Source organism: Staphylococcus sp. HMSC068C09 (assembly GCF_001813735.1).
GTDB lineage: Bacteria > Bacillota > Bacilli > Staphylococcales > Staphylococcaceae > Staphylococcus > Staphylococcus hominis.
On record NZ_KV813779.1, the window covers coordinates 73855 to 85477 of the forward strand.

Annotated in this window: 12 protein-coding genes; 11 read left to right on the plus strand and 1 reads right to left on the minus strand. The window is 29.7% G+C overall.

Annotated features, from left to right (window positions below; translation table 11 throughout):
- Positions 1-54 precede the first annotated feature (54 nt).
- From HMPREF2930_RS11070 to HMPREF2930_RS11085, 4 genes are all read left to right on the plus strand, one after another.
- Complete coding sequence (locus HMPREF2930_RS11070; protein ID WP_017176007.1) at positions 55-846, plus strand: ABC transporter ATP-binding protein; 792 nt, start codon at positions 55-57, stop codon at positions 844-846.
- 221 nt (positions 847-1067) lie between these two features.
- Positions 1068-1448, plus strand: coding sequence for a dihydroxyacetone kinase phosphoryl donor subunit DhaM (gene dhaM, locus HMPREF2930_RS11075; protein ID WP_017176006.1), 381 nt, complete (start codon positions 1068-1070; stop codon positions 1446-1448).
- Positions 1449-1563: 115 nt separating this feature from the next.
- The gene (locus HMPREF2930_RS11080) at positions 1564-2067 is read left to right on the plus strand and encodes a hypothetical protein (protein ID WP_017176005.1); all 504 of its coding nucleotides are present in this window, start codon (positions 1564-1566) and stop codon (positions 2065-2067) included.
- A gap of 268 nt (positions 2068-2335) precedes the next feature.
- The gene (locus HMPREF2930_RS11085; protein WP_017176004.1) at positions 2336-3403 is read left to right on the plus strand and encodes a YkvI family membrane protein; all 1068 of its coding nucleotides are present in this window, start codon (positions 2336-2338) and stop codon (positions 3401-3403) included.
- A gap of 134 nt (positions 3404-3537) precedes the next feature.
- Here HMPREF2930_RS11085 and HMPREF2930_RS11090 read toward each other — a convergent pair whose 3' ends face one another.
- A complete protein-coding gene (locus tag HMPREF2930_RS11090) occupies positions 3538-4044 on the minus strand; it encodes a GNAT family N-acetyltransferase (RefSeq protein ID WP_017176003.1) in 507 nt (168 codons plus the stop codon).
- 93 nt (positions 4045-4137) lie between these two features.
- Here HMPREF2930_RS11090 and HMPREF2930_RS11095 point away from each other — a divergent pair, with 93 nt between their 5' ends.
- The 7 genes from HMPREF2930_RS11095 to HMPREF2930_RS11125 all read left to right on the plus strand — a co-directional run bounded on the left by HMPREF2930_RS11095 (position 4138) and on the right by HMPREF2930_RS11125 (position 11575).
- On the plus strand, positions 4138-5061 hold the full coding sequence (locus HMPREF2930_RS11095) for an NAD(P)H-binding protein (RefSeq protein ID WP_017176002.1): 924 nt from the start codon (positions 4138-4140) through the stop codon (positions 5059-5061).
- 14 nt (positions 5062-5075) lie between these two features.
- Complete coding sequence (gene graR / locus HMPREF2930_RS11100; protein ID WP_017176001.1) at positions 5076-5750, plus strand: response regulator transcription factor GraR/ApsR; 675 nt, start codon at positions 5076-5078, stop codon at positions 5748-5750.
- The gene (locus tag HMPREF2930_RS11105; RefSeq protein ID WP_017176000.1) at positions 5743-6783 is read left to right on the plus strand and encodes a sensor histidine kinase; all 1041 of its coding nucleotides are present in this window, start codon (positions 5743-5745) and stop codon (positions 6781-6783) included. The genes graR and HMPREF2930_RS11105 overlap by 8 nt, the downstream gene beginning before the upstream one ends.
- A 253-nt stretch (positions 6784-7036) precedes the next feature.
- Entirely contained in the window at positions 7037-7798 is a 762-nt protein-coding gene (locus HMPREF2930_RS11110; RefSeq protein WP_017175999.1) for an ABC transporter ATP-binding protein, read from the plus strand.
- Positions 7788-9677, plus strand: coding sequence for an FtsX-like permease family protein (locus HMPREF2930_RS11115; RefSeq protein ID WP_017175998.1), 1890 nt, complete (start codon positions 7788-7790; stop codon positions 9675-9677). The genes HMPREF2930_RS11110 and HMPREF2930_RS11115 overlap by 11 nt, the downstream gene beginning before the upstream one ends.
- Before the next feature lie 261 nt (positions 9678-9938).
- Positions 9939-10556, plus strand: coding sequence for a DUF47 domain-containing protein (locus HMPREF2930_RS11120; protein WP_002449132.1), 618 nt, complete (start codon positions 9939-9941; stop codon positions 10554-10556).
- 14 nt (positions 10557-10570) lie between these two features.
- Entirely contained in the window at positions 10571-11575 is a 1005-nt protein-coding gene (locus tag HMPREF2930_RS11125) for an inorganic phosphate transporter (RefSeq protein WP_017175997.1), read from the plus strand.
- The last annotated feature ends 48 nt before the right edge of the window (positions 11576-11623 follow it).

Sequence of the window (11623 nt, forward strand, 5' to 3'; positions counted from 1 at the left end):
AACGATTATCAATAGATGTCGTAAATATTTTTTGTACAAAGGTAGGGCCTATATATGAATCGTTTAAATGCATCTCAAGTAGATATAGGATATAGAAATACGACAATTATAAAAGAATTAGATGTTCAAATACGTGATGGTAAAGTCACATCAATTATTGGACCGAATGGTTGTGGGAAATCTACATTATTGAAAGCACTCTCAAGACTGATTGAAGTGAAAAAAGGAGAAGTATTACTTGATAATCAAAACATTCAACATCAATCTACAAAAGAAGTAGCTAAAAAAATTGCAATTTTACCTCAAACTCCAACAGTGACTGACAGTATAACAGTTGAAGAACTCGTTTCATATGGACGTTTTCCTCATCAAAAAGGATTTGGACGATTATCTAAAAAAGATAAAGATGAAATTGAATGGTCATTAAACGTAACAGGCATTACAGAATTTCGTCATCAATCGATTAATGATTTAAGTGGGGGACAAAGACAACGTGTATGGATAGCAATGGCTTTAGCACAAAAAACAGATATTATTTTTCTTGATGAACCTACAACGTACTTAGATATTTCTCATCAGTTAGAAATTTTAGAATTGGTGCAACATTTGAATAAAGAATTAGGGTGTACGATCGTTATGGTCTTACATGACATCAATCAGGCAATTCGATTTTCGGATTATTTGTTAATCATGAAAGAAGGACACATTATAGATAATGGACCTACTGACCAAGTATTATCTAAAGAGATATTAGAAAGTGTGTTTAATATAGATGCAGTATTAGGAAAAGATCCTAGAACAGGGAAACCACTTTTAGTCACTTACAATTTACTTGAAAAAAGATAAGATTGATTATAACTTCAGCAATATAGCTACAATTATTATGATGTTGGATACCTATCTCAGTCATTTTTAATGTATAGGCAGTCAATGACTAATATTTTGTCTAATACACAAATATTCGCGCTTTCAGATAAGTTATTTTATAATGAAAACACACGTTGATTAAGGTTCACTTTAATAAAAAATCAAATTCGTTATTTAATTGATTGACTGGAGTTGAAATGATGACAACTATAGTTATTATTAGTCATAGTGAAGAAATAGCTAAGGGAACTAAAAATTTATTAAATAAAATGACAAATGACATAAATGTGATTGCTTATGGTGGAGTAAATGGTGAAATTGGAACTTCATATGATGATATTGAACAATTGATTAATCAGTTAGATGATGATGCATTATGTTTTTATGATTTAGGATCATCAGAAATGAATATCGATTTAGCAATTGATATGTATAAAGGTAAGTATCATATTTACAAAGTAAATGCACCCATTGTAGAAGGAAGTTTTACAGCAGCAATGTCTTTAAGTGTTGGTAAAACTGCTAATGAAGCGATTCAAGAAGTGAATCGTTCTTCATTTAAGTCTACAGCATTTAAATAAGTAATGATAAATTTTGATGTTTTTTTTATATAAAAAAAAGGTTATAAAATGATTATCCAAAATGAATATGGTAAAATAAATAGCATGATATTGATGATGAAAGTAGGTGGACATTATGCTACAAGAAGATATTAAATTTTACGTTCTGAACGGTAAATTTGAAGAAATTAAAAATATAATGTCCAATATTGATTTTATGGAATTCGAAGAAGTATATATATCCTGTGCTCATGAACAAGAAAACATTATGTTTTATACTTGTATATTAGATATGATGAAGGCTAATGAAACAGCAGAATTACATGATTTAGCATTTTTATTATTAGTCTATCCTTTGAGTGAAGTGGAAGGTGCTTTAGAAGCGGCATATTATCATGCAGATGCTTCTATTCAGTTAACAAATGGTAAAGAAATAAAAAGTTTGCTTCAAATGCTATTATTATATGCTATACCTGATCCAATTATTTCAGATTCTGAAGCGTTTAAAGTAGCTAAACAAATTTTAAAATTAGATCCTAATAATCATGTAGCAAGAAATGTGTTAAAAGATTCAGCTAAACGCATGGATAATGTTATAGTAAATTTTGATGAATTAAAGAAATTTGGAAGTTCAAAATAATATAGTGAAATAAGAGAGTTAGATAATGAATAACCATAGTTATTCATTTTATCTAACTCTTTTTTAATAATATTTTACTTAGTAACTCAAATATAATTTTTTGTGACAAATTATTAAAAATATTAAATTTTTTAAATTGTTTGTAAGGGTATTAACACTAGTATTTAGAAGCGATAAGCGTTGTCTCGCAACGTTTATGCACTGTTGCATAATATTATTAGTACGTTATAATTTTGAATGTGTCAAAAATAAGGAGGTTAATTAATACATGGGGTTGAATAAAGAATCTATAAAAATAGGTTTTGCTTATGTGGGGATTGTAGTAGGCGCAGGATTCTCTACAGGGCAAGAAGTAATGCAATTCTTCACGCCTTATGGTTTATGGTCATATATTGGCGTGTTAATATCAGGATTAATTTTAGGATTTATAGGGCGACAAGTCGCTAAAATTGGAACGGCTTTTGAAGCAACAAACCATGAATCAACATTACAATATTTATTTGGTGAAAAATTCAGTAAAATTTTTGATTATATTCTAGTCTTTTTCTTATTTGGGATTGCTGTAACAATGATTGCAGGTTCAGGCGCAACGTTCGAAGAGAGCTTTGGTATACCTACATGGCTTGGCGCGTTAATTATGACGGTCGTTATTTATTTAACACTATTATTAGACTTTAATAAGATCGTAAGAGCGTTAGGGGTCGTTACACCATTCTTAATTGTCATGGTAGTTCTTATTGCTATATATTATCTATTCGCTGGAAGTATCCCTATCAGTAAAGTTAATAGTACAGTAGATCATCCAAGTTTATTCTTAGGTATTATTAGAGGGTTAATGTACGGTGGATTAGCTTTTGCTGTAGGATTTAGTACGGTTGTGGCGATTGGTGGAGATGCATCTAAACGTCAAGTATCTGGTGCCGGTGCTTTATTTGGTGGTGTAGTGTATACTGTTTTACTTGCACTGATTAACTTTGCACTACAATCAGAATATCCACAAATTAAAAATGAACAAATTCCAACTTTAAAATTGGCGAACGAAATTCATCCATGGCTTGGATTAGTTTTAACAGTGATTATGTTAGCAGTAATGTATAATACTATTTTAGGATTGACTTATTCGTTTGCTGCACGTTTCACTGAGCCATACAGTAAAAAATATCATATATTTATTGTTATTATGATGATTGCAGCCTTTATTTTAAGTTTCGTTGGTTTTGCAGATTTAATCAACTTCTTATATAACATTATGGGCGTAGTTGGATTATTTATTGTGGTAGCAGTGCTTATTAAATATTATTTACGTAAAAGTGATAACAAAGACCACATTGCTTAAAATTAATAAAATAAATAATCCATAAAAAAACTGCCTACAAAGTTAAATAACTCATAGACAGTCTAAAGCAATTCGTGTAATTAACACGAATTGCTTTTTTGCATTTTGAACGTAGCGTATAATACATATTGTAATTAAAGTAGTAATTTAGCCATAATATATTTATTAAAATATTGATTGTTGATCAGTAATTTATTTTTAAGTTCGCCTTCAATATTAAATCCAGCGCCTTTAAGTAGCATGAGTGCGTGTGTATTTTCAGGAACGACTGAAGCTTGAAGACGTTTAATATTATGGTTAAGAGCCCAAGCTTCAACAGCATTAATTAAAGCAAGTCCAATACCTTTTTTTTGATAAAATTTAGTAACACCAAGTGTAATGATTGCTTCGTGTTGTGTACGTTCGTATTTTTCAGTAGTGACGAATATACATCCAACGAGTTGATCATCTTCTTCAGCTACATATATGGTATTTCTCGGAGAAGTGATAACACGCTCTAGAAGATTACTAATAGAAGAAACACTAGGGTTAAATTCTCCAGGATTATAAAGTGTATAATCAGATTCATCATATATTTTAGTTAATAATGTTGTCAAAGCTTCAGTATCTTTTATACTAATTTCACGAATAATATGAGCCATTCGGCTTCCTCCTGAGATAGTAATATAACATATATTATACCAATTATTTAAAAAATATACATATTTAGAATTTTAAAAAGGAGTAACAGAATAATGAAACCTAATGTATTATTAGCGGGTGGTAGTGGTTATATAGGTAAGAATATTAGCAGTGCGATAGAAAATGATGCAAATTTGTTTGCTTTATCTAAATATCCAAATACAAAAAAAGAGTTTAATCATAATATAAAATGGCTAAAAAAAGATATTTATAATTATGAAGATGTTAAATCAGCAATGTCAGGTATGAATATTGCAGTATTTTATTTAGATCCTAATAAAAATTCTGCCAAGCTTACTCAAGCAACTGCACGTGATTTAAATCTCATTGCAGCCGATAATTTTGCAAGAGCAGCAGCACAACAAAAAATAAATAAAATTTTGTACGTAAGCGGTAGTCGCTTTGATAATGAGACAATACAATGTTTAAAAAACTATGGTGTTCCTGTAGAAACGACTGAGACCTATATCAAACGCTCTCATATTAATGTTGAGTTACAAGTGTCTAAATATAATGATATACGGACAGCATTAAGAATGATATTACCTAGGAAATGGTCTTTAGAACAATTAGTCGCTTATTTTTTTAAATGGCTGAATGATACACGTGGTACATTTTTACACACGAAATATATAGAAAATCGATATATAATATATACTCGTAATGAGTTTAAGCCTCTATTAGTAATGAAGAAAGAAGTAAATGATAATAGTTTAATTACATTTAATTTAGTAGGCGGTTCAATTATAAAAAAACGTTCTAAAAAACAAGGAAAATTGGAATTTCGTCAAATTAAAGGAACGCGTTTAGTAATTGTTCAACTATATGATTATATTCCTAAATTGTTATGGCCACTCTATTATTTTTTTCAAGCTCCCGTACAAGGTTTAATTATGAGAGGGTTTGAAATTGATTGTCGTATTAGGCATTTCAATGGACGTGTGCAATCAGGAGAAAAAATGAAATATACAAAGTGATAGGATGAAAACACATGCAAATATTATTAGTAGAAGATGATCAGACGCTTTTTCAACAACTAAAGAAAGAATTAGAAAATTGGGATTTTTTTGTTTATGGTGTCAATGATTTTAGTAACGTAATGGAAACATATCATAATGTTCAACCAGAAATCGTTATAATGGATGTGCAATTACCTAAATATGACGGATTCTATTGGTGTCGTCAAATTAGACAAGTATCTAATGTGCCTATTTTATTTTTATCGTCACGTGATAATCCTATGGATCAAGTGATGAGTATGGAATTAGGTGCAGATGATTATATGCAAAAGCCTTTTCATACCAACGTACTAATTGCGAAGTTACAAGCAATTTATCGACGCGTATATCAATTTGGCGCAGAAGAAAGACGTACATTAAATTGGCAAGATGCACTAGTAGATCTTTCAAAAGATAGTATTCAAAAAGGCGATAAAATCATTTATTTATCTAAAACTGAAATGATTATTTTAGAAATGTTAATTCAAAAACAAAATCAAATTGTGACTAGAGATACATTAATTACAGCGTTATGGGATGATGAAGCGTTTGTGAGTGATAACACATTAACAGTCAATGTAAATCGATTACGAAAAAAATTATCTGAGATCGATATGGAAACAGAAATTGAAACAAAAGTAGGTAAAGGATATATGGCACATGAGTAATGTGAAATGGTTTTGGCTATTTCTTAAAACACGAAGTAATTGGATATTTTGGATTATATTTTTGCAGTTTGTGTTTTTAGGGATGGCATATATAGACTATGATATGGCAATTGAAAGTGTAGCGTACATTGTCTTATTAAATATAGGTTTAACTTGTATATTTCTTATTTTTACTTTTTTAAGAGAAGTAAAATTATATCAACATTTTTATAATAATAAGGAAATCGAAGAAATTAAACATAAAGAATTAGCTGAGAATCCATTTCAACAGGAAATGGTGGACTATTTATATCGTAAATTATTGTTTCAAAAAGAAAGAGCTACTGAACAACAAATTCATATACAAGCGTCTGAACAATCGTTAACTGAATTTGTTCACGATATTAAAACACCTGTTACAGCAATGAAATTATTAATTGATCAAGTTGAAGATATGGAACGTAAGAAAGCCTTACTTTATGAATGGTCAAGAGTGAATGAATTATTAGATAAGCAACTTTATTTAACACGTCTTGAATCTAAAAATAGAGATATGTATTTCGAAAAAGTACCATTAAAACGTTTAGTGATCGAAGAAATTCAACTTACGCGGCATATCAGTCAAGTTAAAGGTATTGGCTATGAATTAGAATTTGACACGAATCCAGAAGTATTTACAGATATAAAATGGTGTCGCATGATGATTAGACAGATTTTATCTAATTCTTTGAAATATTCTCAAGGAAAAGATATTGTGATTCGGTCGTTTGCTAAAAAAGACCATATCGCTTTAGAAATTACTGATTATGGGCGTGGGATTAGTGCTAAAGATTTACCACGTATTTTTGAAAGAGGCTATACTTCTACCGCAAATCGTAATGAAACAACTTCTTCTGGAATTGGTTTATACTTAGTAGAAAGTGTAAGACATCCATTAGGTATTGAAGTAGAGGTCGAGTCGACGGTGGGTGAAGGAACAACATTTATTTTAACGTTCCCTATGCAAAACGAAGTCATAGAAAGAATGTCACAAGAGAAATTAAGTCTATCATAAAGACGTTGTTAAAATAGTATATAAGTGCAATTGTTCGCTTTATCGCAAGGAGATATTGGACTTTACTATAAAAAGTTTGGACTAAAACTTATATAATATTTAAAGTAAATACATAAATTAAGCTTATGGAAATATCATTTTAGTGTAATAAGTGAGTAGAACATTGAGTGAAACCTGGGACTTTATAGTGACGTCTCAGGTTCATCTATATCATTCAATCGTTAAAATATATGATAGTGAGGGACATTCTAAATTGACAATATTACAAGCAAAGCAAATTGTTAAAACATATGGGACAAAACAAACGATACAAGAAGTGTTAAGAGGCATTGATTTAAATATTGAAACTGGAGAGTTTGTTTCAATTATGGGACCTTCTGGATCTGGTAAAACAACATTACTTAATGTTTTAAGTTCAATTGATTATTTATCACAAGGATCTGTAATACTAAATGGAAAACAATTGGAAAAGTTATCAAATAAGGAACTATCAGAAATTAGAAAAAAAGATATTGGATTTATTTTTCAAGAATATAATTTATTACACACACTTACTGTAAAAGAAAATATTATGTTGCCTTTATCAGTACTTAAATTAAATAAGGAAGAAATGAATAAACGTTATAGACAAATTACTGAAGCGCTTAATATATATGATATTAGTGACAAATATCCGTCTGAAATTTCAGGGGGACAACGTCAACGAACATCTGCAGCGCGTGCATTTATTACATATCCTAAAATCATTTTTGCGGATGAACCAACAGGCGCTTTAGACTCTAAGAACACTAGGGATTTACTCACACGTTTTGAAAAAATAAATAAAATCTATGATGTAACTATTATTATGGTTACACACGATCCACTTGCAGCAAGTTTTTCTAATCGTGTTGTAATGTTGAAAGATGGCTTAATATTTACTGAAATTTATCAAGGACAAGATAATAAACAATTATTTTATGAAGAAATATTAAGAGCCCAAAGTATATTAGGTGGCAAGATTTATGAGTTTTAGCTATATTATTTGGAGAAATTTCCTAAGAAATATCAAGCACTATGCTATTTATATGTTTTCATTAGTCATTAGTACCGTTTTATATTTTAGTTTTATTACGATTAAATATGTTCATCATCTCCATATACATGAGTCTTTATCTATGATTAGAGAGGGTTCTAAAATAGGAAGTTATTTTCTATTTATAATCATCGTTGTCTTTATTATGTATACCAATATTCTTTTTATTAAAAGACGAAGTTACGAATTGGGACTATTACAGATTATGGGGTTAAATAAAGTAAGTATTATTTATATGTTTATGTTAGAACAATTGTTTATTTTCTTAATCACTGCAGTTTTAGGTGTGATAATAGGGATTGTTGGGTCTAAAATTTTACTTATGATTATATTGAAATTATTAGGTATACATACCTCGGTTTCGCTTGTTTTTAGTGTAGACGCTATAATTCAAACCTTATTTATTTTAATCATTGCATATATTTTAATTATTCTTCAAGCTATCATTTTCTTAAATAAATATTCTGTTACGCAATTAATGGAGTCTGAAGAATATATAGATGAAACAGGTAAACATATTACATTTGGAGAAATTATTCTAGGAATTTTAGGTATTGTTTTCATTTTGGCAGGATATTATTTATCCACACGATTTGTTGAATTATTAGATGATATCGTATTACCTTTTATTATTTTATTTTTAACTGTGATCGGAGCTTATTTCTTTTTCAGAAGTTCAGTGTCTCTTATATTAAAAATAATTAAATCATTTAAAAGTGGAAATGTAACTGTAAATGATGTTATTTTCACTTCTTCATTAATGTTTAGGATTAGAAAGAATGCTTTCTCTTTAACAATCATTTCTATTATTTCTGCTATTACCGTATCGGTCCTATGTTTTGCAGCAATTAGTCGAGGATCTTTAAGTAAAGAAATTTCATTAGAATCACCTTATGAAGTAACAACGAACAACGACATCTTGTCTGAAAAGTTAAAATATCAATTAGAGCAACAGCATATTGCATATAACTATAATTATAAGCAAGTAGTGTACACGCATTTATATAAAGATTATCTATTTGATGTAAATGCAGCTAGACCTTATTCGGTGACTGTAACAAGTGAAGATTACTTTTCAAATGTTTCTTTGAAAAAAGGACAAGCAGATTTAATTATCCCAGAAGATGTTATTCCTGAATTAACTAAACATCGACCACACGGGACAACACTGATTGGTACGAAACGACATCATACTAAAGTTCAACTGCGAAAAGTGATTCATAAAGTTTATTTTAAAGAGAGTATAGATTTAGGTGGACCGACACTCGTGCTTAATAACGAGGATTATCAATTTATAAAACAACATGTTAAAAATAAGGACATCATTTCTCAACATGGTTTTGATTTAAAACATACAAAAGATATACCTAGATTAGAAAAGACTATCAATCACATGAATCAGAATTTAAAAACTAGAAGTCAGATAGCAAGCGAAATTTCAAGTTTAACAGGAATTTTATTATTTATAAGTTCTTTTTTAGGTATTGCATTTCTTATAGCAACTGGATGTATTATCTATATTAAACAAATTGATGAAACTGAAGATGAATTAGAAAATTATTCAATATTACGTAAATTAGGTTTTACTCAAAAAGATATGGATAGAGGTCTAAAATTGAAAGTGGCGTTTAACTTTGGACTACCTTTAGCTATTGCTTTACTTCATGCATATTTTGCAGCACTTGTATTTATGAAATTTATAGGATTTACAAATCAAACGTCCATTTTTATCGTTATGATTATTTATACAATCGTATATAGTATGTTTGCATTTATTGCTTATAATCATTCTAAGCGAACGATCAATCACTCAATTTAAGAGAGAATATTTCGAGTTTGTAAAGAATTTGTAAATTTATTGTAGAGATGAAAAATTTATGATATTTTCAATTAGAGACAACTTAGGCGTTAAGTAGAAGTGTATCGTAACTGGTATAACATTATATTTACATAAATTTTACAAAAGCTTTCTAAATAATGTTTTAAAATAAGCTATTGTAAATGTAGCTCATTTTTAAATTGTCTTAAATTAAATAATAAACGTGTGATTGATAGCAATCGCTAAAATGGAGGCATTATAATGTTCACTAAGAAAAAGGATAAGTTTATGGTTCAATTAGAAGAAATGGTATTTAATCTGGACCGTGCAGCTGTAGAATTCGGGAAAATGGATTTTAATACCCATTTAGATTTAAAAGCTTATTCTGATAACATTAAAACGTACGAGTCACATGGTGACGAACTTATGCACAAAGTCATTAGCGACTTAAATCAAACATTTATCACTCCTATTGAACGAGAAGACATTCTATCATTGTGTAATGCAATCGATGATGTACTTGATGCAATGGAAGAAACATCTGGAATGTTTGAAATGTATTCAATTGAATATACTGATGAATATATGGCTGAATTTGTTGACAATATTCAAAAAGCTGTCGCTGAAATGAAATTAGCAGTTGGTTTACTTGTTGATAAAAAATTATCTCACATGAGAATTCATTCAATTAATATTAAAGAATTTGAAACAAATTGTGATGGTATATTAAGACAATCAATTAAACATATCTTTAATAGTGAAACCGATCCAATCACTTTAATTAAAATTAAAGATATTTACGAAAGCTTAGAAAATATCGCTGATAAATGTCAAGCTGTTGCTAACAACTTTGAAACAATTATCATGAAAAATAGCTAAGGGAGTTTTAAATTATGGAATATGTATTAGTCATCACTATAGCTATCGTTGCATTTTCTTTAGTCTTTGACTTTATCAATGGCTTTCATGATACAGCAAATGCAATTGCTACTGCGGTTTCTACACGTGCATTGACACCAAGAACAGCTATTCTTCTAGCGGCAATTATGAACTTTATAGGTGCACTTACTTTTACAGGGGTAGCTGGAACAATTACTAAAGATATCGTAGATCCATTTAAATTACAAAATGGTCTAGTAGTAGTATTAGCGGCTATTATCGCTGCTATTGTTTGGAATTTGGTTACTTGGTTATATGGTATACCAAGTTCTTCATCTCATGCCTTAATCGGCGCTATTGCTGGAGCTGCAATAGCTGCACAGGGGTTTACAGTATTACATTACCAAGGTTTTACTAAGATTATCATTGTATTAATTATTTCACCAATTATCGCATTTTGTGTTGGTTTTATCATGTATACAATTGTTAAAATTATTTTTAAAAATGCGAATCTTACGAGAGCAAATCGTAATTTCCGCTTTTTCCAAATGTTTACTGCAGCGCTTCAATCGTTTTCACATGGTACAAATGATGCTCAAAAATCAATGGGTATTATTACTCTTGCTTTGATTGTAGCGAATTTACAAGATCCATCGAATGTAGAACCAGTATTATGGGTTAAAATTGCTTGTGCCACAGCAATGGGTCTAGGAACTGCAATTGGTGGTTGGAAAATTATTAAAACAGTAGGCGGAAATATAATGAAAATACGACCTGCTAATGGGGCGGCTGCTGATTTATCTTCAGCATTAACGATTTTCGTTGCTTCATCATTACACTTTCCATTATCTACAACACATGTTGTATCGTCATCAATTTTAGGTGTAGGTGCATCAAATCGTGCAAAAGGTGTAAAGTGGAATACAGCTCAACGTATGATTATTACATGGATTATTACATTGCCAATTTCTGCTATTTTAGCAGCAATTATATTTTGGATTTTAAATATTTTTCTTTAAGGTAAAATAACCACAAAATGAGTCCGGGACATAAAGTATCTAGATAAG

Bases quoted from the DNA above. Each gene is read 5' to 3' on its own strand.
- dhaM (WP_017176006.1), top strand. From the start codon at position 1,068: ATGACAACTATAGTTATTATTAGTCATAGTGAAGAAATAGCTAAGGGA.
- HMPREF2930_RS11125 (WP_017175997.1), top strand. From the start codon at position 10,571: ATGGAATATGTATTAGTCATCACTATAGCTATCGTTGCATTTTCTTTA.
- HMPREF2930_RS11120 (WP_002449132.1), top strand. From the start codon at position 9,939: ATGTTCACTAAGAAAAAGGATAAGTTTATGGTTCAATTAGAAGAAATG.
- HMPREF2930_RS11115 (WP_017175998.1), top strand. From the start codon at position 7,788: ATGAGTTTTAGCTATATTATTTGGAGAAATTTCCTAAGAAATATCAAG.
- graR (WP_017176001.1), top strand. From the start codon at position 5,076: ATGCAAATATTATTAGTAGAAGATGATCAGACGCTTTTTCAACAACTA.
- HMPREF2930_RS11070 (WP_017176007.1), top strand. From the start codon at position 55: ATGAATCGTTTAAATGCATCTCAAGTAGATATAGGATATAGAAATACG.
- HMPREF2930_RS11080 (WP_017176005.1), top strand. From the start codon at position 1,564: ATGCTACAAGAAGATATTAAATTTTACGTTCTGAACGGTAAATTTGAA.
- HMPREF2930_RS11105 (WP_017176000.1), top strand. From the start codon at position 5,743: ATGAGTAATGTGAAATGGTTTTGGCTATTTCTTAAAACACGAAGTAAT.
- HMPREF2930_RS11085 (WP_017176004.1), top strand. From the start codon at position 2,336: ATGGGGTTGAATAAAGAATCTATAAAAATAGGTTTTGCTTATGTGGGG.
- HMPREF2930_RS11090 (WP_017176003.1), bottom strand. From the start codon at position 4,044: ATGGCTCATATTATTCGTGAAATTAGTATAAAAGATACTGAAGCTTTG.
- HMPREF2930_RS11095 (WP_017176002.1), top strand. From the start codon at position 4,138: ATGAAACCTAATGTATTATTAGCGGGTGGTAGTGGTTATATAGGTAAG.